The organism is Candidatus Rubrimentiphilum sp. (genome assembly GCA_035710515.1).
In the GTDB taxonomy this organism is placed as follows: Bacteria; Vulcanimicrobiota; Vulcanimicrobiia; order Vulcanimicrobiales; family Vulcanimicrobiaceae; genus Rubrimentiphilum.
Genome location: DASTDE010000004.1, coordinates 564,973 through 587,416, shown reverse-complemented (window position 1 = coordinate 587,416; position 22,444 = coordinate 564,973). Strand labels below are relative to the sequence as shown.

Genomic DNA, 22,444 nt, shown 5'->3' with positions numbered 1-22,444 from the left:
GCCATGGTTGGAATAACAAATAACGGTTATCTGTTATAAGGAGGCCTAATTATGCAGGAGACGCCTGAACGACAAGCCCTTACGCCGCAACTGGTCCACGAGAGCCGGCAGCCGGCGGGCCTCCCGCTTCCGAGTGGCTTTGAGGTTATCGGGCGTGTGGTTCATTGGGAAGGGACGCCCGATTTCAACGACGCTGCCGGTCTTCTCAACCATGGCCACGAGGTCAAACCCGGGCAATTCATCGGCGTGTGGCACGGCGCGAGGCAAACCCCGGTGCTCACCGTGGTGCAAGTGAACAATTGCCGAGAGGTCAACCCTAACGAGGAACCTCAGCTTGCCGTCGCGCGCGATCGGCTCGGCCTCGGCGCCAACTACGCCAAGGAAGGGATCTCGACGCGCATCTTTCGGTTGCTCGAGTCGGCAACGATTGAAGAGTTCGATATAGACCCGGTCACCGGCGAAGTGAAAGCTGAACGTGGTTCGCCTGAACTTCTGGTACGCGCCGGTGATCCGATAGTGCTCCTACCCGACGAGATGATCGCGCGCACCATCGGATCGGAACCGTCGGCGGAGAGCGGATTGGCTCTCGGTCACGTCTACGGCGCTCCCGCCGTACCAGTCAACTTGAAACCTGAACTGCTCCAGATGCACGTTGGTATTTTTGGACAACCTGGAAAAGGCAAGTCATATCAATCGGGCGTCGTGATGGAAGAGGCATTGCGGTGGGGCATCGCGACCCTTGTGCTCGACATTAATGGAGAGATGATCGAGGCGGCACGCGCGCTGGGCGGCCGGGTGATTGGCCTGCCCGATCCGGCTGCATTCGGCCTCTCCTTAGGTTTGATAACGTCATCGGAATTGATTCAAATCGCTCCCAACGTTCAGGACGGCACCGTATACGCTGAACTAATCGAGCTTGCTCACGAGCGTTTGCGTACCGAACGCCACGGCGGTCATTTCACGTTCGACGACCTTCAACAAAAGATGATCGAGCTTGCGAAGATTCAAGACGTAAAGGCGCCTAGCTTAGGGATCGCCGTAAACCGTGTGCGCGCACTTGAACAAGATCCGATAATCGGTGGTAGCTTCGATTTTATCGAGGAGCTTATCAAACACCGACTCGTCGTGCTTGATTGTCGCTTCTTGAGCCTGCGCCAAACGCGCTTGATTGCGGCCGCGGCGGCGCGTGAACTCCAACGCAAGGGGCGGGAAATGGCACGCAAACCCGCTGGCACGGATCCGGAGGCCGCCGGCTGGTTCACGCTTCTGATTGTTGACGAGGCTCACCAGGTTGCTCCGAACGACGAGCACGTTGTCAGCAGTCAAGTAATGTTCGAACTGGCGCGCATGGGTCGTCACGTTCGCACCGGTCTTGTGCTCGTAAGCCAGTCGCCAGGCGACATCAATCCGAGTGTTCTCAAACGGCTGCAGACGCGATTCATCTTCGCCTTGGAGAAGGACCAGCTGCGCGCAATCCAAGGAGTTACCGCCGATTTGGATGAGCGGCTTATTGGGCAATTGCCGAAGTTACCGCGCGGTGTGTGCGCGGTATCGGGCTCGAGCGAGCTCATTCGGCACGGGTTTCTTTTAGCGGTGCGCAAACGCGAAACGCCGGTCGGTGGAGGGACGCCTAAAGTATTTTCTGGCCGTAAGAAGTTGGACTTAACGACTTCATTGCACCGGGAACGCTCCGATGCTTAGCACGCGCGAACGCGAGGAGCTCTTCGTGCGGCTTGCGGCGTCGCCAAATGGAACGACTGCGCCTGACGCCTTTGAACAGGCCGTTGCAAGCGGCGATCGAGTTACCAAAGAGGCGTATCAAAACCTTGCGAGACGTCTGGTCCATCGCGGCGTTCTTGTGGCGGATTCGACCGTGCACCCGATTAGATACAAGATCGGTCAGAATGTCGATGGCCAGTGGCTGGAGGAAGAGGATCTCGCCAGTATGGTCAACGACGAGTACCCTTTGCTCACGATTCCGGTCTGGCGAGAATCGATGCGTCAGATTCAGCACGTTCCGGAAGAATGGTGGGCTTTTTTAAGATCCAAGCTCGCGAATGAAAACGCGCGCGATCTGTTCGCTCGGGCGATCATAAGCTACTGTGACGATCTAGCAGCGCTCATTGAATCTCAAGTTGACGCGATCGACAATGGCGCAGATCAGAAAGACTTGATTCGAAATGCTGAGGAAGGGCGGAACGCCGTCTTGCTTCTCCACGGATTGGTACGGTTTGGACTCGGCCTTTCGACCGAAGCGGTCACGTTGCCGCCACAATTTGAGCAGGCTGTACAAGAACGTAGGAAAAATCCCGCATCCGTTCCGGTTCGCCACAACGAACAACAACTTCGGACCGAATTGGCGTGGCGCATAGAAGATGGGCCGTTCGTCACTACGGCGATTGCCGAGCACCAAGAACGAATGTTGTTGGGCGCCGTCGACGGTTCTAGCCGAACCGGCGTGATGTCGTTTTTGGGAGAGGACAGCGACTTCTACGTTGGCCACGCGCCGATGATCACGGTCAATACTGCTATCGGCCAGATGAACCGTCGCGTGCGGTTCCCGAAAGGCGAAGAACACCCCGCCTTCGCGCGCCTTCCTGAAAAGCCCGAAGATATGCAGCAGCGCGAAAACAGATACACCGTCATGGCAAAGATTTTTTTTCCGGATTTAAGTGATGCCGAATACATGCACGCTCTGTGGAACGGCATGGACGTCCTTGAAACTCGGACGACTCTTCGCGTCTTGAGCCGTTGGTACACGAATCCCGGTTCCGTTGAGATGCCGCCGGCGGACGTGGTTTTGAGGGATGGAACCGTCGTCCCACAAGATCGCGATTTCAGCCATTATCGCAACGATACGTCCGCGGGCAAAATTGTGCGCGACATGATCGAGCTGAATTGGGAAATTGCAAAAAAGTGTAGGGACGACGAGCAGACGGTGGCCGGCATTGTTAAGGCCGCGCAGCTACGCGTATTCGGACCAGTCATCAACTGGTACGTCGCTCAGCAGGCAGCGCTAAAAAACGCGGGACCGGTTGAAGCTTGGCCGATGCGGGCGCTCAATAGTGTAGCGGACCAAATGCTCCTGACCAGACTGCTTACAGCTTGCCGGACACAGGGCCAGCCCTGGAGTCGGACCGCTTTGGTGATTCGCCCATTTCACGCGACGACAAATTTTGCGAAGCGGTATAGCGTGAACGAACCCCCGATTGAATTGATCGAGAAGCTCCGAAAGCTCGAAACGAATGCCGCAGAATATGAGGGCGCTTTCGGCCGCGCGGTGTTCTGGGACTCATTCCGCGGGCCGGCTGACCCCTATGTCCAGATGCTGCGCAATGTCGCGTACGCAAGTTGTTATATTGCTACGATTCCCAGGCTGGAGGTCGAGCGGTTTCTGCCCCGCGTCGAGTTCATTCTGCACGCCGACGTCTATGGCGATTCGGACCCGCATCCACAAGCGCAATCTCATCTGAAGCGCGTGCTGAGCGGTCTAGAACAGAGCGGGTTCGAGGTATCCGAGGAGCATAGCATGTTTCGCGACAAGAGCACGCTCGAGGTGTTGCCCGAGCTTGTGGCGCGCGCGCACGACACCGTAAAAATCTGGGCACATGAGTTGGTTATTCGTCTTGACGAATACTTGACTACCATAATAGGGCGACACGTGAGTGACAAGCGCTCACGAGGCATTCGCGTTCGTCCCTTCTCAAAGCAAGAGTTCGTGATTCTCCACCAAGCTCTTGAGAGCGAGAGACGTCGCCTGAGCGGTAGCGGGCCTCAAGAGATCCAGTCCTAACGTCAACTTTTCACGTGCGATCGTTTGGCTGCGGTCCTAACCCGCCGCGCAGCTTTATCCGGATCGCGCAAGACGTCGCATTCCCAAACACGGATAACGGTAAAGCCTTGCGCGGCGAGAAATTTAGCTGCTCTCCGTTCCCGCTCTTTAACCCTGGCTAGCTTCTTCGCCCAAGCGCCGGCGTTCACACCACGAGGTATAAGGCGCCGTTCAGGTCGGCAGTTATGTCGATGCCAGTAACAACCGTCGCAGAAAATGGCGATTCTGAATCGCGGAAGTACAATGTCCACGGACAATCTGGTATCCGCGATGCGCCGATGAAGACGAAAGCGCAGCCCTATCCGATGCAAGGCGGAGCGTAGCACGACCTCGGGTCTCGTGTCCTTCGAAGTTCGGCCACGTAACGCATCTGACCGGGCGGTTTTAAACCAGGTTTCAGGCATGCCGTAAGCTTTCGCTTATTATGAGCTCTTCAAGGGCGCTTCTCGAAGTCTCCCTCCTGCACTTCGAGAGTTGCGGTCATAAATCGAACGGTGATTGTCGGTGGATGAATCTCAACAACTGCTCCCTTTTCGTCCCTAGACCTAACGTAGACGACGTCGCCGATCTTGATATGCTGAATTTCCGTCATTACATCTTCGTACCACATCGGCATGGAAAGTCAACAGTGTTAGCCGCTTCCACCCGGAATGATTAAAGCACGCGCCGTGACGAGAGGTAGGGCGGTAAACCAACGCGCCAGATTGGGTTCTAGCGATAGACCTCGGACCGGCTAGCAACGCTCGCAGCCCATTTAACTAGGTGCGAGATAACGAGTTCACGCCTGCGATAATACGGCAAGGATAGTTCGTTCGACAAAACGTGGGCCACGCGCAAGTCACATTCCTTATTGTCGCGTTTTAGATACGCTGGGAAACTCTGAGCGGCGATCTGCGGCGCCAAGAATGCTTTCCTGCGCAGGCCCAGATCCCACGTTTTTTCCGAAATCGAGTCGCCAAGTACAGCGGGACGCAACGCGCGCAAGAGTATCTCGAGTCCGCTGTTTCCGCCGAGCCTAGCAAGATTGATGGTGGCAAAAGCGTGGACCAGCGACTCAAGCTGGCCTCCAGCATAGTAAAGCACCGGCGCGTTAATCCACTGTAGTCCGAAGCCGGTCGCGAGATAAAACGCCTCCGATAGATTCCATAACGACACCGGTAAGGGGTAAGGCGGAGGCTCATCATTGAGCAAATCGCTTAGCCAAATTATTGAGCCCCTGGCTCGACGGTTCTCCGGGTTCTCGTCGCTCGGAACCGGACGCCCAGCGCGAAGCACGATATCCCTCTTTCGGGCGATTTCTGACCGCACGCCACGCGTCGAGAGGACTCGCCGCAAGAAGGCTACGAGGCCTGGCGCCGCTTGCTCAGCCTGGATCGGGTTGGTCTTTGCCATAGCCTCCATATCAGTCTTATCGGACGTTTTGGACTGACAAGAGCCGTTTTTTGCCCAGCAGGAAGCTCCTCTTCGTCAGATAGGCCAATTAGGAGGCGCCATGCGGCCGCTTGTGGCCGTAGCGCTCGACCTGGAGACGATGCGAAATTCCTGGGGGGTCAAGGGGCGAGCGGACCTTGTTCAGAGGTTCTGCCCGTGAGCGCGGGCCGTTCGACCATCGCCGATCGCAAACGCATGCTATATATCACGACGCCCGCCTTTTGGCGGAAAAAGCGCCGCAAGGGGTCCTACTTCTTAAGGATTTGCCATGATGGCACCGAGCGACCGGTCATCGCGTGTAATTGCGCCGGCTTCTTCGATGGGGCATGTGTTCACGTTCTCGAGCTTGCCGTTCGAGTGGCAAGAGCGTCGAGACCCGCGCATTGCGGGCGTCACGGAGCCAATTAGCAATGCTCAATGCAGCAAACCCGATCACATCCATGCTTCGCCGGCACGATCTTGGCCGGGACCAATTGGCGAAAATATTGGACATTGATGTTTGCTACATCGACATGCTCGCGAAACATGGCGGCGACGTTCCTCCAGACGTGCTAAAGAGTTTGGAACTGTGGATCGCGGAGCGTCGCGACTGGAGAGACGACGACCAGACAAGTTAATCTAAGAATAACAGTTTCCGGGGAAACCGCACCCGGACGGCAATAGCCGAAACCCCCGAGATCGGACAGTTTGCGTAGCCGCCGATCCCGAGGGTCCTACCGCAAAAAGCGGCGCCACAAGTGTACCACGGCGGTCGAGGTGCACCTGCGGTGCCAGATATGGAACCGAATAGTGCCAATAAAAATATCGAGAAACGATTCGTGGAGCGGAGTTTTCACGAACCGGCCTCGCGCGTGTAGTGTGAGCGATGACTTTTGGCTTGCTGTTGATACAGGCGACGAACGCCCCTTCCTTGTTAACCTACGAACATGGACCTGTAGTTGCTCATGGTTTCCTCAATGCCGACATTTGCAAATCGCCAAAGCGCAGAGACGCTATATTATTCACGCTGGTTATGCGATTCGCAAAGGCAGACAGCTCGTCATTCCGGATGCCGATCGGTTAGTGATTGCGCAATTAAAGCGCGCATTCCGCACCTCAATACACGCGAAAGGCGCTTCTCATGAATAAGGCGCAACGACATCAACTTGCCCGCGAAATACGCGATTGCGGGATTACGGAACCTGTTCAACTTCTGCCCGAGCTCCTCGACGATGTGCAGATTAACGGACCGATCGACCCTAAGGACTTAACAAGCCATGATGCCATTTTTGAATTCAGAGAGATAAGCCCGGACATCTGCTATTACATGGCGGATGACTTCAGCACCGAATACAAAGTGCAGCGGAAAAGCAGCGGCATCACCTGCGGCTGTCTCTCCTTCAGCAAGAACCGCCGGCACGGCTGCAAGCATATTGGCGATTTCTGTCGGCGGCACGGATTAAGCGATCCCACCGGCGGCAAGGCGGCGCGGCGACTTCAGCCGACGCAGGATATCTATCCGATTGGCCCCGCCCAAACGACGCGAAAAAAGCAGGCCTTGCGCGCAACTCCCCGACTTGTTAGATTGCTCGCCTACGAACTGTGCAAGTCTGTAAGCGACAATCGGCCACGGACCTCAAAGCGCGGCCGGCCGCGCGTTCCGTTAGCGTGTTGCGCTTATGCGTTGCTCTTGAAAGTCGCCTATAATTACACGTACGAAGATCTTCGAGAAGTATTGACGAGTGACCCGAACTTCCGCCGTCTGGGCTGGGACTACGAGGAGATGCCGCACTGGAATACGCTGTCCGAGATCGCCGCAGAACCTGAATTGGCTCGGGTATTCGAAGACTTCTTAGTGTTGACGTCACGTCCGGGTCGCAACCTGGACTATGCGATCATGCTTGACGGCAGCGGCTATGGAACGACCATTCGACAAAATTGGATGGAGCAGAAGTTCGGCCGCAGCGCCATATCAGCGGAGGCGCAGCATGATTAACGCTAACGGTCGCAACACCCGCCCCGTCCCTAAAAAGTCCGGATCGTCCGTAAAACAGCGCGGTTTCGCCACGCCGGCGCGCAAGAGGACGTTTCTCAAGTGCAACCCGGCGGTTGGGAACGAATCTGGTCTGATATACGCTTTGTCGACGACACTCAATGTGGGAGAAGGCACGGCAGACAACGAGCACTTCGAGTTGCTTCTTAGTCGGTGCCTTGCGAATTGCGACTTCGAATTAATTCTATGCGACAAAGGTTATTTTGACGAAGAGAACTTCCAATTGGCTCAGCGCTTCGGAAAGCTTCTCGTCGTAATGCCCAAGAAAAACGCCAAACCCGAGTGTTCAGATACTCCGCAGCTGCGCTTTATCGCGTGGTTGACTGAGCAATACCCCTCTGTAGTACGCCGTTTCTACCGGTTACGCCCGAAGATCGAAGCGATATTCTCCCAGAAAAAACGGAAGAATGGCCACGTAAAACTGCGGCGACGGCGCTGGGAGCTGGCGCGTTTTGAATCCTTGAGCTACCCGTTCGACCCAAAAGAGAAGGTTACGAGCGTGGTTAAACGCTTTCGGCTCACTATCAATCGTATCATCGCTCGGGAACGCGTAGGTATCGCGCAGCATAACGAGATGCTCGCGAAGGCCATCGCAAACAACTTACGGAGGCTTATCAAGTTGGGGCGCGAGTACGACGATCCCATCACGGACTTTGGTTGTGATAAGGCCTTTCGGCCTAGGCGTCGTGTTTCACCCCCGCCAATCACGCCTTAACCGAGATGAGAATCGGCCTAGTCGCTTCAAACACGACTAGGCCACCGTAAGTAAGACTTACCACAATGCGCGGCGCTGTCAAAAAGAGTAACCCCCAACGGTCACAATGGCGTCCGTCGTTGCCAAGCGATTTACTGCAGCGAGGCCGTCTTGGAAACTCATCATTTCATTACAACCTCTGTTACCCGGAAGCCATTGATCGCATCCCCAAAAAGTGCCTTCGGTATTTTTGGCAAAACGAATACGCATGGTTCCGGTGCACCCGGCACGTGGGCATGCAAGTTCGTAATCCGGATCGTAGTTGATCACTCGTTGAGTAATTGCAACGGGGCAGGCGATAATTGACGTGGCTCCCGCTTCGTGCAGAATCCGCGTCATTTCAACGATGGTGGCGCCGCTCGTTAGAATGTCGTCTACAAGAAGGACGGTTTTGCCACGAACGATGTCGCGATTTGCATCAAAAACGCCTCGCACATTCGCAATGCGCTTCGCGTAGTTGCCAGCCTTGTGTTGTTGTCCGTATTCCTTTACGCATTTGACCGCATCAAGTCTGACAAGGGACCGCAGATCACTTCCACGATTCTTGTCGGCGATCTCAGCCGCGGCGTTCAAGAAAACACCCAAGTGATCTTCGGGTTTGGAAGGCTTAGGTGGAACCCGCGTGATCAGATCAATTTCCGGATTTTCCTTAACGACAAGGTTTAATGCGTATCCGAACGCGGAGGCTAGAGGTTTCCCACGCCGATCACCATACTTTGCATGTAGTAGGCGTAGCGAAGGCTGGTGTTTTGCATGCCGAGATTCCGTTTCGGGAAAATACCTGCCATTTACGACAACCTTGATTTCGTTACAGATGGTGGCGTCTAAATAGTCGCGGCCTTTTAGGTACTGCTGATAATTAACGTACCCCGTACTGGCCGGGCTTGTTCCGCCACCAAAGCGCATTGAGAACTGCTCAATAATGTAGCCATGAGGCTTCGACGCAGCGATGTCGGTAATGGCAGTCTCGAGTTCAGGTACGGAGTTGAGGAACAGATCGGGCAGAATCTCACCCGTAACTTCGCTTACTAACATCGTGGGAACGCGAGTGCCGACGGCCTCTTCTATCGTTAGTGGGTTAAATGAAACATATACGCATTCGTGGGGCTGAGCTTTCAGAGCCTCGAGAGCGGCCTTAACGTTTCCAGCAGTATCGGTGAAGGGCGAGTCGTCGAATGCAAGCACTAAGGAATCATTAGGCAGGCGATCGTGCCACCAGGCAACCTCATCCGTGTCAACGAGCGCGCACATCTTGGCGGCCTGGCCTAAACGCGCTAGTGCCTCGATCTCGGCCTTAGGAGGGTGATCGAGAATAATGACTTTGAGTTGATTTAGCTCAAGAAGCACGAAGTCCAACCGCCGTAGCGGCAGTCGGCACAAGATCACGTTGCGGCACTAGATTCTCTGTTTCTAGGACGCTCACAAGTTCATCTATCGTGGCGAAAACGTGGGCCCCTCGGTTAACGTATTGCCTTGGCCAGCGAAGTCGATCGCTATCTAGTGCGCTTCTCGGAATAAATAACTTACGACCTTGCTGAAGCGCTTTTCGTGCCTGTACGAGGGCTCCGCTCGTCTCCGACGCTTCGATTACAACAGTTCCGAGAGAAAGGCCGCTCATAGTAGCATTGCGCAGTGGAAAACAAAGAGGTAGCGTCTTTGATTTCGGATGAAATTGCGAGACGACCGCGCCAACGAAGCCTATGCGCTCCTGCAGCGCTGCGTGCTCTTTGGGATAGACGCGCGTAAGGGGAGTACCTAGGACAGCAATCGTGATGCCGCCGGCTTCAAGGCAGCCCAAATGCGCCGCTTCATCAATTCCAGCCGCTAGGCCGGAGCAAACAACGATGCCACGGCGCGCGAGTAAGTGGGCCAGGCGGCGCGCCCGGTCGCGGCCATCCTGCGACGCCTGCCTAGTTCCCACGACGGAAAGGGAGGGAAGGTCCAGCACATTGGCTTGTTGGCGCACGAAGAGAAACTGAGGCGCATCAGGCGTTTCGGCCAGCCGCGTGGGATAACCGACGGTTCCTTTTTCTAGAATAACGTCGTCATGCCGAAGTTGCGTAAAGCCCTCAAGCACGTGCTTTCGCGCGAGCATAAATGCTTTATCATCGACGTCAGTCCGCCCGACGATGCGGCCGATCGAGTGAACGCGAGAAGCTGCCATGCCGCCGTGAACCTCTGCTGTCGCCCAGGCTTCATTTGCAGCGTCTGGGGAGCGCAATATTTCAAGAAGCGCGAAGTAACTCGACGCGCGTGCCCAGCTCACGCCCTGATCCAGGATATCCCCGCTCGCATCCTGTGGCATCATCCATGTGGTCGTTCTGTCTGCTCCCGTTGTGAGCCCCTCATTGCAGCGAATGCGAACATATGTTCGAGTCGACAGCTGGTCGCCCTGCCTGCGTCGCCCCGCCACCCGCCGTCTGCGCCTTAAACCTCTATATAACGTATAACGTTATATGATATACTATTCCGTGTGGAGCCTTTCGCGGATGTCGAGACGGCTGACATTTTTGCCGGCCTTAATAATCACGCGACGCGGGCCAGGCTGCCGCAGGAACTACACGCGTGCGCGCGCCGTAAACTTGACTATCTGCTACAGGCCGAAAATCTCTACGATCTCACATTCCCGCCTGGCAATCGACTCGAAAAGCTGAAAGGGGACCGCTATGGACAGTGGAGCATCCGAATCAACTCGCAATATCGAATCAGCTTCTTCTGGGCAGGAGGCGGACCACGGCGAATTCTCATCGATGATTATCATTGATCGCCATGGCAACCGACGCCGGATGACTTTGCTCGAACAAGAAATGCGATTTAGCAATCGCCGGCCCGAAACGCCACTTCCGAGGGATAGGGAGCCAACTCATCCCGGTGAGTTCGTTCGACTCGAGTTTCTCGAACCTGAAGGAATTACGCAAAAGGCGTTTGCAAAAGCTTTGGATATTTCACTGGTTCGTGCGAATGAGATCCTCAACGGCAAGCGCCGGGTGTCCCCAGACACAGCCGTGCGTCTCGGCATTGCTCTTGGGACATCGCCGGATGTTTGGCTTCGCATGCAAGCTGCGCGGGATCTCTGGGAGCTTCAGCGAGGACATGTACGAAAGGGCTTTGCAAAAGGAGTGAAGAGCTTTCGCAAGGTTAAGCAGCTAGTCAATGCCCCGATGGGCGATCCGCCCGTAGTCTTTGATGCAGTGGCGCCGCTAGATTAAGCGTCAGCACTCGCATCTCGTGCGGAACGCCACGCGTCGACAAGCAGCACTCGCGCTGATCTAGGGTATCTTTGAGAAATCCCACCGCTTCAACATTATTCGTGGACCAGGTTTTCCGATTCACAAAAAATCCGAATAAACGAGGTACAGCATGACGGACTTGCCCAGAAAGGGACTCGAAACCGTAGGCCCCTGGAAATTGAGATAACGGGACCATTCCGAAGCCCGAATTGAGCACACAGACGGTTCGGCATTTCCTCAGTTTCCTCAGTTTTCGCGGTTGCCCGTTATCAGTCGGTTATCAGTCAAACACCGCCTAGAGAGCTGCCCTGCCGGCTATGTCGCCTGCATCGACTCGATAATTAATAGAGCCAGCTGAAACCCGATTGGCGTCAAGGCCAATTCGGACAGCGGCGGCCTGTCCTCCGGGTTTACGTGTGCCGGAGCATCGAGTTCTTGTGCTAAGTCTAGGTATCGCGATTCAGGAAAACCGCCGGTCGGGATCGGCCAATAGGGGCCGCTTGGGGCCAGTCGTTGCGCGAGTCGACTTTCGACTATGTGCTCTTCTCGTTTCACTCGTTGCAGAGCACCGATTGCCTGGAGATATTCTAGATCCTCAACTGTCCATTCTGCCTCGCTCGCCTTCTGAAACGTCGAAAAGTACTTGCGATCGAGTTCTGCATAAATCTGATGCGCGCCCATATCTCCCGGTCTCGGTAACGGCGGGTGTGCGACGAAGTACAGCGTCACGATGGCGTAGAGTTGTTCCATCGTCGTTTCGTCGACCAATCGGAGTGCCGCGCGCATCCGGAAATCGGACATGGATTCGGACTTCACTTTGGCGCGCTTTCCCGCGAGCCGACCTAGCAATAGGCGCTTTCCGTCCGACGCGGTGCACATCGCGCTTTCCATTGCCCGAGATACAAATTCGTTATAGGCAGGATCATCTGCATTTTCCGCGTCGATTGCGCCGTCTTGTTCGTTCTCTCGCACCTGTTCGAGCCCGATCAAAAACTCCTCAAGGCGGCTCACGCGCTTTCGAAGCAACTCTACGTCATCGGGCCACAAGTTCGGAGCGATCGCACGGCGCACTGAACGCCACACAACCTTGCCGATTGCGCCTGTCACGCGGTTAAGAACGAGTGTCTCTAAGCCATGCTCGAGATTTTGCAGGTTCGCGGGGGCTAGGAGATTTGTTATTTCGGCCGGCCAGGGCATAGGGCCAAGGTTCGGCGCTAGAGCCCCGGCCTCTCCAGGTGTCCGCAACGCCGGCAGCGCGTCTAGCAGCTAGCGGACAGCCGGCGTAGTATCGCCGCACCTCCGGGAGACGAACTCGTCAGCGGTGCTCCGCGTGTGAGTCCCGTGTCGTAGAGAACTATGTCTTGCGTCGGCTCAGTGGGAATTTCAACTCCCCAATTTCCGATCTGCCGCGTCACGATTAATGTGATCTCCCCTCGATGAGCACGGGGCACAAGATTCGTCCGGACGTATTCTTTAGCCGCGGTCGCCGAAGGAAGCCGTTCCAACGCGCGAGGCGCGGACGCCGAATGGTACGGTATAAGCTCGATCGTGGCCAGATGCTCCGAGCATATTTTTAGCGCGTCATAGTACCGAACGGATTTCTGGAACGCAAGGACCGATAGGACGTCGCGAAGCTTACGCTCCCACCAGCGATACGCGCCCGACCAACAGTATTGCGGATCGAGGTAAACGAACGGGAAATTCTCGCCTTTGAGATCCTGCGCGAGCGTCTTTTCCGTGGCTCTGCGAAATTCGGGCACTGAATATTCGCCGTAGATGTCGACGGTATCGAACCCCGGATTCAAGAGCAGCACGAAAATATCGGCCGTCGTCAGGTCCCCGGAAAACGGCGCCGGATGCAGGCCGAAGTGAAGCGTTCCGTCCCGGACTCCGAATTGGCGGCTCTGCACGTATTCTTCGAGAGAGGTGAAGACGCATGACGGATGGCGTTTTAGAGCCGGCTCATCGTCCGGATGCACGAAGGGCGGCTTGCGCTTATCGTAGCGTCGCCAAAACAACTCAAACTCTGTTCCGCGCATTAGATTGCGTGGGTCGGATCGCTACAGGGCCTCATTTCCGCTGTTTCCGTTTCTCGTCCGCGTACATGGCCCGCTTGAGAAGATCAAGCAGAAAGGTGCTGGCCGATTTCGGCTGATCGCCGTCGACATTGACCCATGTGCGCCAGCGGTTCTGAGCCCATGCGATCGCACGCTGGCCCTCCCGATCGCCGGCATAGACGTTCAGGCGACTGGAATCGGCGTGACTGTACCGGGCGGGAGCCCGGCCCTCCCTCTGTTTCCTCGGTCGTTTCCTCATACGGAATCTATAGTAGCACAAATGCCACAACGGGCGGCTCGACCCAGTGTAAAGATTAGCTTATCCTCACGGGTAAATCCGCTGACATTTCGCTAGCCCATTTGACACACTTGCCACACGGATCAATAATTAAGGCAGGAGAACAAAACCATGATCCGTTTACTGCTACTCGTCGCAACTCTGATTGGGATCCACGTCGGTTTCAAGGCGCTCTGGGATGCGTGGCTTCCTGCATTGAGCGATCCGCATCCGATGCTCTTCAACGTCACCTACGGAGCGTTTTTCAGCCAGATAAACCACGTTCTCGTTGCCCCCATGCTGACCGCGTACTTGGACATCACCAGCCGGTCGCCGATATGGCACGACCAAGTCGCGACATTTGCAAAATGGATCATAGGAGGCTAAAGCGATGCTGAAACTGATTCAAGCGGCGCTCTTCTTTTCTGGTCTGGCGCTCGGAGCTTTTGGATTATTCCATCACGAGCAGCCGAAGGCCACTACGGGGAGCATCCAGGCGGGCGTGCAGTACATCAATTCGTACGATAAGACTCGCGCGCAACGGCAGCTCGAATGCGCACAGGCAACCGGGGCGGACATACAACGGCTCTGCAGCGATCCGACGCTGTTGGACGGGAGCATACCATGAAAACCATGAAAAACGTTTTGATCCCGCGTTGGGTGACTCGGCTCGGCGCGCTCACGGTGGCGTTCTATATCAGCGCGAATTTGGTCGTCATGGCCGTCGAAGCGAAAACGGGATTTATAGAAAAACTGTGGACTTACGATCAGGAAAAGATCGCCGCACTCCACGATCCAGGTCCTGTACGGTGGGAGCCGCCCCTCCAGCACATACGGAGGCACCGATAATGCACATGAATCCGAGTGAGTTCATGGATCTTTTAGCCGACGCCATGGAAAGATCGGCCCGGATAAAGCCGGCGCATCATCAGTGCGTTGACTGCGCGGTTACGATGGTGCAAATTCGGGCCAAGCGCTGCAGATCGTGCGCCCGAAATTATTGGGCTCAGCACAAGCGCGACGATTCGCGTAAACGCTACTACGCCAGAAAGGCAGCAGCGGCCTAATGCGATATTTTGAAAATTGGTTTATCTGGCGATTTTGCGATGAGTTTATCGCTCCGCTGATTTTTCCGAGTTGGCGTCAACGTCGAAACTATTATCGCGGCGCTGAATCAAACGCTCAGCCGCCGGTGGACGAGCTGAAACAGGCCGAGGACGAAATCCGCGAGCTGCGCCAGCGCTAGCCGATCTCGAGTTCCATCTCTGCTGACCGACCCGCCTCGCGTATCTGCGCTCGTTCTTGTGCGCGTTCGTGCTCGACTTGTCGGACAGCATCGGCGTAGGCCTCCCGATCCTTGCCTTTTGCGTTCTCAGGCACGATCTCGAGCTTGTACATCTCGCACATGACGTCTTGGCGCTGCTGGCCTCCGACATAGAACGTCCCCACGCCCTGCTCTTTGGCCTCAAGCACCGCCTCGCGAATATTGTCTTCGAGAAGGGCTCCGCAAACGTGATCGGGGCCCTTGTGTAAGGTACGATCGCGCGTTAGCACAGTAACTGTCCCGGCATTGGCCGTGATGATCGCGGCGTTCTCTTTTTCGATCTCGTCGCGCGGTCTCAGATCGTCCTTGCCGAAGAACGCCGTTCGCGCTTCGCGAATCCGCTCGACGTAGCGGTCCTTTCGCTCGGCTTCCGCAGCCTCGATAGCTTCCGCTCGTTCGCGTTCGAGTGCGGCTACGCGAATGCACTCGTCCCGGATGCTCGCGCGCAGATCGGCTCGGTCAAGGTGCACGAACGCGTGAACGCCCTTGCTCTCAAGAACGTCGAGCCGATGCAGCGCCTCTTCGTATGTCGAGGAACCCCAGTATGGCGTATCTTTCAGCCGTTCGATATCTTCCCGCACTTCAGCGCGAGCCTCCGCGGTCGTGACCATCGGCAATCCGTCTTCGTTCTTCATGTTCACTCCTATTTAGTGAGCGTGCGTTGGTGTACGTGTGGCTCGGGCTCTCGTTGTGGTCGATTTCTGGAACGCCGAGATGCGCTTCGATTTCCTCAATGCCGCACGGCGATCGCAGGATGATCGTCTTCCGGGAGCCCTCGCCTTTTTCCAAGATCTTGAGGACATACTCGACGCGCGTGCGCGAATTGTCGTGCGGTTTATCGCAGAGCATTTCCGTCAAACGCTCAATGAGATCTCTGACGAGAACGCGTCTGTAGATGACCGGCTTATCTGCTGAGTTCGAATCCATGTTCTTTCTCTATCTCGTGTGTGATCGTGGGCTGCTTGCGATCGATCTGTTGCGCGCGCGCTTGCTCGCGGACGCGCTTGGCCTCGCGTTGCTGCTCGATCGCTCGCGCTGCTTGGCGAGCCTGCTCTCGCTCTTCCAAAAACTCGCCGAAAGAGAGCGTCGGCTGAATTTCGGTGTACGCGCGGCGGATCTCGCTGCGCAGCTCTTTCAGCGCTTTCTTTTCCTGTTCGAGCCGCGCTGCCATCTGAAGTTCCTTATCCTCCGCGATCTCACGCTTTCTCCCCGCGTACGCTTCGCGGATTTCGCGGACGCGTTCTTCCCGCAGCGCGCGCGTCGGCTCGACAACCTCCGCGTCATAAAGGCGGCGCATCGGCTCGGCCTGCCGCTGTTGTTCCTGATTAATTACTCTGAGTGTTTCCTTTCCACCGGTCTTTTCTAAGATCTCGTCGTAGTTGCGCGATGTTGTCTTGAGCGAGATTCGGGAAGCCACGTGCTCAGCAAGCTCGTCAAGATTCTCGAACGACTCACGCGAAACGATGAGGTCGAGATCATGCTTCGACCGGCTAGCAGCCATGAAGACCATCTCCGCGCTCGCGGATCTATCGATAAGTCCAACGGCCGCCCCAACGGAAGCCCCTTGCGTCTTATGGTGCGTGCTAGCGTTCCCGTGGTCGAAAGCCTTGTACGATTGCGGTGAGAACGCGATGGTACGCTTTTCGCGACCGTCGATCGCGTCGACGTCTACCGTTATCTCATTCCGCTTGACGGAGACGACTGTTCCGCGATCTCCATTGAGCACGCCCAGATCGCGTTCACCCAGGCTGTTTTCGAGAAACATTAACCGGTCGCCGGGAGCGAATTCTCTTTTGCCTCCGTCCGTGTTGTAGGTGAGCCCCTTGCCCTCAAGGCCGGAACGCCGGCGATCCTCTTCGTTCAGGTGCCGGACGCTGTCTCTGTCGCTGGCCGCCACGATTGTGTCGTGTCCGAAGGCCTTGTGAACCCTGCTCTTTGTGATCGCGGTTTCGATTGCTTCGTCGCGATCTGCAACCCACGTGATCGCACCGTTCTCGTCGAGAATTTCAAGCGATTCGCGCACTTTAGCGTAGCGCTTTGACTCATCGCGCTCTGGAATCGCGCCTGCCAATGTATTGACGGCTTCCCTGTGCCAATCGCGTTTTTGGCGCATGATTTGGTTTAGCTCGGCATGCGAGCCGGCTTCTTTGGCGACGTCGCGTATGATGCGCGCCGAGGCTCCGTAGTCAATCGGTTGGAGCTGGCGGGTGTCGTAGATCTCGATGACCGTAGCGCCGCGCTCTTTCGCGAGCGCAAGGATGCGCGCGTTAGTGCGGCTGTCGATCATTGAAGCCTCGTCCACGCATACGATCCCTCCGCGAGGAATGATCTCCGTGCCGGAGTCTTCGAGAATGCGCGCGCGCGAGGTATTCACAGTTGCAAAGCCGGCTTCGACCGCAAGGCGCTCCGCCGCAGCTTGACTCAAGCTCAACCCAACGACGTCGCGATCCGTTTGCTCGCCGATATGCCTGAGAGCAGCCATGACAGTCGTTTTGCCTACGCCCGGCCGGCCTTCAATCGAGACGAGCGATCCAGCTTCGAGCTTATGCAGGGCTTCGCGCTGCTCTTCGTTCAAGCGAAAAGTTTTGCCGCGTTCGGAGCGCTCGTTTTCAAGGTCTTTGATCGCGCGATCGATTTCTTTGCGCGTGATTCCCGATTCGCGACGAGCCAAGGTGCGAGCGTCGGCTGCGAGCTGATCCTCACACTTGAGAATTTCAATCGTGGTATACAATCCGTACGCCGCATCCGGCGAAAGCATCCGGATATTGTCGGAACGCATAACCAGATCGCCCAACCGCTCGATCTCGGCTGGATCCGACAGATGCCTGCACAGTTCGCGATCCAGATCCTCGCGGGAAAACGTCGAGCTTTGCGCGGTCAAGTCGTCGAGGATCAACTTCGGATTCGCCTCGATCGCGGAAATGAGCGCGGCTTCAGCCTGCTCGACGTCTTGGAACGCCGGCATATCCGCTCGGTCGTCGTCCAGCACGGCATCAAGCTCTACGGTCTCTCCGTGCTCGCGCAGACGCTCTCGCTCTTTGCCCTCTGCCTCCTCGTGTTTGGCTGCAAGCTCCGCTACTTGGCGATCGATCTCATCGCGGTCAACCGTCTGGGACTTCAGGCGCTCGCGCAGCTCCTTGCGTTCGCGCCCATGTTCCAGGCGCATCTGCGCAATGCCGACATCTCGAAGTATCACGCGACCGTCAGCATCGGTTTCTAGGGAAACCCCGTAGCGCGCGGAGATCGCGTGAAGCTCGCTCCACGACGGGTTACGTCCTCTCTCGCGAGAGAGATCCATGGCGGTTCCGAGTCTCGGCGCCAGAGTCGCGTTGGCGTACCGCTCAAAGCTTTGGTCGCGCGTGCGGTAGGCCTCGAAGCTCCGGCGCTGTTCGCGCGCAAGCCGTTCCTGCTGCCTCTCGCGCCTCCACTGCGCGATCTCGGAGGTGGCAAAGGTGCCATCAGGCCCGATCTTGCTCGCCCAATCGACACGCTCCATCTCCGTGCCGATGTCACGGACGACGGCCAAACCGCGATCGTGGAGCAAACCGTGGTCGCGTTCGACTTCGCGTTCCGCCCAAGCCACGCGCCGATACAAACCGGTCTTGTTGTATGCGAGCCCGGTCTCCGGACTCACGCTGCCGATAGCGAGATGGACGTGCAGATTGCCGTCTTTGACAATGGCGTTGCCGTCTTGATCGCGTTTGATCCGACCGTCTTCATCGCGATCGAAAATGATCGTGTCTCGGTGCACGGCTGCGACGCTGCGATGACGGCCAAGATCGATCTTCTCGAGCACTTCGCCCACGTACTGATGCACCTGCTCGTCGGTCAGACGGCCCGATTCAGCGGTTTGGAATGAGAAGACCCAATGCATCGCCGGGTTCTTCACGCCTAGATTCGAAGCGGCGTCGCCGTCCATTTCGAGCGCGGACGTCGCGAACGAATTGCAGTTGCGCACGAGGATCGAAGACGGCCGCGAGCCCGCGCCGGCAACCGGTCTCCAGATTTCGCCGGCTCCCAGATCCGGCCGAGCTTCGGCTTCGGCGATCACGGCTTCAAGTGCGTCGGTGACCTCCTGGCGAGACGCGCCTTTCTCCGCGACGCTATAACCCGTCAAGTACTCGACAAGTCCGCTCGCAGTCGAGCCGCCTTTAGGCGGTGCGCACAACTTTGCGATCACGCTTAACCCTTCCAACCCCCGGCAAGCCGGCCGTCCTGTTGAGCGATCTCGGTGCGGTGCGATCGTGCCAGCGGTGCGAGAGCGTCTGCGACGATCGAGCGCGCTTCCGAAGCGAATTGCAGGGCCGTTCCGATGTCCGAACTTTGTAGCGCTTCTATCAGTCGAGCGAGCCGGTAGGAAAGATCGGTCAGTGGTTTGGCTTGCCGCAGCGCGGCCGTATCGAAGAGGCGTGTAGGCTCGGAGATACCGTGTTGCGCGATCGTAGCAGCGATATAATCGCCGATGGAAGTGCCGGCGCTATCAGCGAGCGCGCGGAGATTATCGCGCACTGCCGGCGCAACGGCGATCATCGCACGGCCCTCGGAAGGCGAATCTGCGCGAGGCTTCTGCCCGCGCAATGCATCGCGAACGGCGTCTTGCGCGTGAGCCTTCTCGCTAACCTCGGATCTCATCGTCGTGTCCTTTCATGACCGCGCAGCGGAAGATCGTCTGTTTACAGACCTCCCTGCATATAGTGAAATTGATCGTCATTTCATGATACGGCGCATCAATTCTGAGCGAAAGTAACGCTCATGGATTTGGATCAAGCGATAACTCTGAGGGATTGGAGCGCAAAGAACATGGCGCGCTGAGTTAGTGAAGTCAGCCTGTATAACAAAATATGACCCATTGCAAAGGGTGTGGAGCGACTATTCTTGAGGCATGGAAACCTCGGAATCAGCCGTTCTGGACGATCCCAAAAACTTTGAGGGTCGTTTCGAGCGATCGAAAGAGGCGGTCAAGAAAGCCGTCGACTTTCTCAAAGAGCAAGAGCCTGCGACCGTGGAGCCGAGTCGTTCTCCGATTGAAGCGCTGCTGGAGCCGATGCGCGACGAGATCAAGAAGCTGCTCAAGAAGCACACCGCGCGCAAAGTCGCTCAGGTCATCCGGAGCCAGGGCGCTGAATTCGACGCCGAGTCGATTCGTCAGCGGATCGTCAAGATGTTTCCAAACGAGCGCGGCGATCGCACGCGTCGAACCCGCACGACCGCCAAACCCACTCCACAACCGACGCCGACTAAAAGTGCAGCAGACGGCAGCACACCACGCCAGACCCAACAGCCCGGCACCGATCCATTTGCTAATGCTCTCCGGAGGCCATGATGAAGAACTTAATTTGCACCTACGGCGATAAGGGCGGTTGTGGTAAGAGCACCGAGATCCGCGGGCTGGCCGAGTCGCTGATCGCAGCCGACAAGAATCCGCTGCTCGTTGACGCCGATCCCACAGTCGGCCATTTGGTCGGATATTTGGGAGTCCGGGACGGCGACGGCTATCCGGTGATCCCGCAGCCGGCAAACGGCGTGCGGACGTACGCATTGCACGGATCGGCTGACGATCGCGTGGAGTTTGGTGCGATCGTGGATTCCGGTCGAGATCTGATCCTGGTCGATCTGCCAGCGGCGTCGGCGACACTGTTGAAGGCCGTCGAAGCGGATTACGGCCTCTTTGCCTACGCGCACGAGCGCGGTTATGACGTGACGTTGGTGTGCGTGCTGACACCTGACGGTTCGTCGATGCTCGCGGTTCAAGACGCGGCCGATTTAGATCCTCGCGCGACAATCGTTGCGGTGAAGAATCTGGCCTTCGGCGATCCGAAGCATTTCATTCTTTGGGATGGCTCACCCGAAGAGAACGTTCCGCCGGCAACCGGCAAGGCGATCGTCGCGGAACGTGGGGCCGAGATCGTTCTTCCGGCGTTGGATCGTGGAACGCTCGCCCTCATTGGTTTGCATCGACTGACATTCCGCGAAGCGGTGAAGTCACCATACTTGATCGGTCCGCGGCAGCGGCAGGTCGCGCGCTTCCTCAGCGAGTGCCGCGAACAGTTTGAATCGGTCGGTGCGCCGTTAGGATTTGCGCCTGCCAAGCGGAGCGCGGCGTGAGCGCACTGCAGCGGATACTCGATCGGATGCCGAGCGACGAGCACCGGCACTCGTTCCAGCGACTCATCACAGAGGCCGGTGTACGCGAAGATTCGCCCGACATGGTTTTCCTCGCGCTCGATCACGAGGCGCGTTGGTCGGCGGTGCAGGCGATGGGTGAGGAGCGCGATCGGATCAAAGAGTTGCTCGACGATCTCCCGATCGCGATGCGTGATGCCGGAGCGGAAATCGTGCGCGGGCTCGCTGACGACATCGCAATCGAGGTCTCGAAAAAAATCGCGGCCGACGCGCACGAAACCGTTGGAGCCGCGCTTTCGAACCACGCGGAAAACACCGAATTTCTTTTAAACAAGCAGCACGAGCAGGTCACGCAATTCGTCGACGTCGCGCGTGATGCCGTTCAAAAGGCCGGCGCTGGAGCCCAACACGCTCTAAAGATCGCCTCCGAATTGCGCAGCATCATGAGAAGGTTTGTGGCGGGATTCGTGATCGTGCCGCTTATCGCACTGCTCGCCGGCGCGGGCGTCGGTGCGTTTCTGGAAGGCCGCGCCGTGCACGGCAGATGCGTCAGCAAATTCGCGCACGCAGCTTTGAGCGGAACGCATGCGCAGAGACAGGCGCTGCAAGCGCAATTCATTCGAGAGTACTGCTGATAGGAGGATTGTCCAAATGAACTTCATCCAGAGTTTTGGAGCCTGGGTGCTCGCACTCGGCCCCACGATCTACGCAACACGGTTTGCGATCGGCCAAACGCGCTGCAACCTCGGGCAAGACGTCACTCCGAAGGGAAGATTGCCGGTTGCAATCGGGTTCGGTCTACTCGCGCTGTATCTCTTACATTTCGGCCATTACGGCTTCTGGGGCGCGCAGTTCTGCGCGGCGGCGGTTGTCCTCTCGGGTATCGCAGCCGGCGTGACGTGGTTGACCGGAAAGCCAGCGCGCGAAGCTCGTGATCGTGACGCGGTGCTGCTCGCACAAGGCGAAGCTCGCGCACGTCGAGCGCTCGACATGAGGGACAGTCTGTGATCCATTCACCGGTTTGGGTGCAGGGTCTCACCGCGGTCTTTGCACTTGCGTCGATTGTGATGTTGTATCGGCTAAACAAAAGACCGGCTAAGTCGCGTCGCCGGCATCTCAACGTCGTGAAGAGGTAAATCGAAATGGAACAGTTTTTTTGGAACGTCGTAATGTGGGGCGTTATCGGATGGGCGGCATGGAAGTGTTTCGCGCGTCCACGACGGGCCAACGGCTTGGAGCCTGCTGTTGCAGCCGAGCTGGCAAAATCTGCGCGGAGCGCACGCGACGAGGCGACCGGGGAAGCACTGTTTCAACAATCGCAGCGGCATTTGCTGTACCACGTCTACGCAACGGCGTCCTGGCTTTGTCTCGGACCGCTATTGCT

Annotated in this window: 21 protein-coding genes; 13 read left to right on the top strand and 8 right to left on the bottom strand. The window is 57.0% G+C overall.

Annotated elements, in window-relative coordinates; translation table 11 throughout:
• The first annotated feature begins 51 nt into the window (after positions 1-51).
• Positions 52-1,701 (top strand): ATP-binding protein, encoded by a 1,650-nt coding sequence (locus tag VFO29_11960; GenBank protein ID HET9394220.1) that lies wholly within the window; start codon positions 52-54, stop codon positions 1,699-1,701.
• Between the two features lie 25 nt (positions 1,702-1,726).
• Positions 1,727-3,793 carry a hypothetical protein gene (locus tag VFO29_11955; GenBank protein HET9394219.1) on the top strand — a complete coding sequence of 689 codons (2,067 nt, stop codon included), beginning with the start codon at positions 1,727-1,729 and terminating at the stop codon, positions 3,791-3,793.
• 750 nt (positions 3,794-4,543) lie between these two features.
• Here VFO29_11955 and VFO29_11950 read toward each other — a convergent pair.
• Positions 4,544-4,987, bottom strand: coding sequence for a hypothetical protein (locus VFO29_11950; protein HET9394218.1), 444 nt, complete (start codon positions 4,985-4,987; stop codon positions 4,544-4,546).
• A 1,396-nt stretch (positions 4,988-6,383) separates the two neighbouring features.
• Here VFO29_11950 and VFO29_11945 point away from each other — a divergent pair.
• Complete coding sequence (locus VFO29_11945; protein ID HET9394217.1) at positions 6,384-7,238, top strand: hypothetical protein; 855 nt, start codon at positions 6,384-6,386, stop codon at positions 7,236-7,238.
• Positions 7,231-8,010: a transposase gene (locus VFO29_11940; protein HET9394216.1), complete on the top strand. Its 780-nt coding sequence runs from the start codon at positions 7,231-7,233 to the stop codon at positions 8,008-8,010. Before VFO29_11945 ends, VFO29_11940 begins: the two co-directional genes overlap by 8 nt.
• Before the next feature lie 78 nt (positions 8,011-8,088).
• Here VFO29_11940 and VFO29_11935 read toward each other — a convergent pair whose 3' ends face one another.
• Both VFO29_11935 and VFO29_11930 read right to left on the bottom strand, forming a co-directional pair.
• Positions 8,089-9,396, bottom strand: coding sequence for a phosphoribosyltransferase family protein (locus tag VFO29_11935; protein HET9394215.1), 1,308 nt, complete (start codon positions 9,394-9,396; stop codon positions 8,089-8,091).
• On the bottom strand, positions 9,386-10,357 hold the full coding sequence (locus VFO29_11930; GenBank protein ID HET9394214.1) for a DNA-processing protein DprA: 972 nt from the start codon (positions 10,355-10,357) through the stop codon (positions 9,386-9,388). The genes VFO29_11935 and VFO29_11930 overlap by 11 nt, the downstream gene beginning before the upstream one ends.
• A gap of 442 nt (positions 10,358-10,799) precedes the next feature.
• Here VFO29_11930 and VFO29_11925 point away from each other — a divergent pair, with 442 nt between their 5' ends.
• A complete protein-coding gene (locus VFO29_11925; GenBank protein ID HET9394213.1) occupies positions 10,800-11,258 on the top strand; it encodes a HigA family addiction module antitoxin in 459 nt (152 codons plus the stop codon).
• Positions 11,259-11,594: 336 nt separating this feature from the next.
• On the opposite strand, the gene VFO29_11920 is transcribed toward VFO29_11925, so the two are convergent.
• Both VFO29_11920 and VFO29_11915 read right to left on the bottom strand, forming a co-directional pair.
• Entirely contained in the window at positions 11,595-12,476 is an 882-nt protein-coding gene (locus tag VFO29_11920; GenBank protein ID HET9394212.1) for a hypothetical protein, read from the bottom strand.
• A gap of 62 nt (positions 12,477-12,538) precedes the next feature.
• Positions 12,539-13,297, bottom strand: coding sequence for a hypothetical protein (locus tag VFO29_11915; protein HET9394211.1), 759 nt, complete (start codon positions 13,295-13,297; stop codon positions 12,539-12,541).
• 448 nt (positions 13,298-13,745) lie between these two features.
• On the opposite strand from VFO29_11915, the gene VFO29_11910 reads away from it, so the two are divergent.
• The 3 genes from VFO29_11910 to VFO29_11900 are packed head-to-tail and all read left to right on the top strand — an operon-like array spanning position 13,746 to position 14,462.
• Positions 13,746-14,000 (top strand): hypothetical protein, encoded by a 255-nt coding sequence (locus VFO29_11910; protein HET9394210.1) that lies wholly within the window; start codon positions 13,746-13,748, stop codon positions 13,998-14,000.
• Positions 14,001-14,004: 4 nt separating this feature from the next.
• On the top strand, positions 14,005-14,241 hold the full coding sequence (locus VFO29_11905; protein HET9394209.1) for a hypothetical protein: 237 nt from the start codon (positions 14,005-14,007) through the stop codon (positions 14,239-14,241).
• A gap of 5 nt (positions 14,242-14,246) precedes the next feature.
• Positions 14,247-14,462 (top strand): hypothetical protein, encoded by a 216-nt coding sequence (locus VFO29_11900; GenBank protein HET9394208.1) that lies wholly within the window; start codon positions 14,247-14,249, stop codon positions 14,460-14,462.
• A gap of 393 nt (positions 14,463-14,855) precedes the next feature.
• Here VFO29_11900 and VFO29_11895 read toward each other — a convergent pair whose 3' ends face one another.
• The gene (locus VFO29_11895; GenBank protein ID HET9394207.1) at positions 14,856-15,572 is read right to left on the bottom strand and encodes a hypothetical protein; all 717 of its coding nucleotides are present in this window, start codon (positions 15,570-15,572) and stop codon (positions 14,856-14,858) included.
• Positions 15,573-15,609: 37 nt separating this feature from the next.
• Between VFO29_11895 and VFO29_11890 the strand changes: the two genes are divergently transcribed.
• Positions 15,610-15,852, top strand: coding sequence for a hypothetical protein (locus tag VFO29_11890; GenBank protein HET9394206.1), 243 nt, complete (start codon positions 15,610-15,612; stop codon positions 15,850-15,852).
• Here VFO29_11890 and VFO29_11885 read toward each other — a convergent pair.
• A complete protein-coding gene (locus tag VFO29_11885) occupies positions 15,842-19,117 on the bottom strand; it encodes an AAA family ATPase (GenBank protein ID HET9394205.1) in 3,276 nt (1,091 codons plus the stop codon). The two genes, VFO29_11890 and VFO29_11885, sit on opposite strands and share 11 nt — an antisense overlap.
• Before the next feature lie 2 nt (positions 19,118-19,119).
• On the bottom strand, positions 19,120-19,569 hold the full coding sequence (locus tag VFO29_11880; protein ID HET9394204.1) for a hypothetical protein: 450 nt from the start codon (positions 19,567-19,569) through the stop codon (positions 19,120-19,122).
• 250 nt (positions 19,570-19,819) lie between these two features.
• Between VFO29_11880 and VFO29_11875 the strand changes: the two genes are divergently transcribed.
• The 4 genes from VFO29_11875 to VFO29_11860 are packed head-to-tail and all read left to right on the top strand — an operon-like array spanning position 19,820 to position 22,068.
• Positions 19,820-20,260 carry a hypothetical protein gene (locus VFO29_11875; GenBank protein HET9394203.1) on the top strand — a complete coding sequence of 147 codons (441 nt, stop codon included), beginning with the start codon at positions 19,820-19,822 and terminating at the stop codon, positions 20,258-20,260.
• Entirely contained in the window at positions 20,260-21,042 is a 783-nt protein-coding gene (locus VFO29_11870) for a hypothetical protein (GenBank protein HET9394202.1), read from the top strand. The genes VFO29_11875 and VFO29_11870 overlap by 1 nt, the downstream gene beginning before the upstream one ends.
• Positions 21,039-21,695 (top strand): hypothetical protein, encoded by a 657-nt coding sequence (locus VFO29_11865; protein ID HET9394201.1) that lies wholly within the window; start codon positions 21,039-21,041, stop codon positions 21,693-21,695. Before VFO29_11870 ends, VFO29_11865 begins: the two co-directional genes overlap by 4 nt.
• Before the next feature lie 16 nt (positions 21,696-21,711).
• On the top strand, positions 21,712-22,068 hold the full coding sequence (locus tag VFO29_11860) for a hypothetical protein (protein HET9394200.1): 357 nt from the start codon (positions 21,712-21,714) through the stop codon (positions 22,066-22,068).
• Positions 22,069-22,444 lie beyond the last annotated feature (376 nt).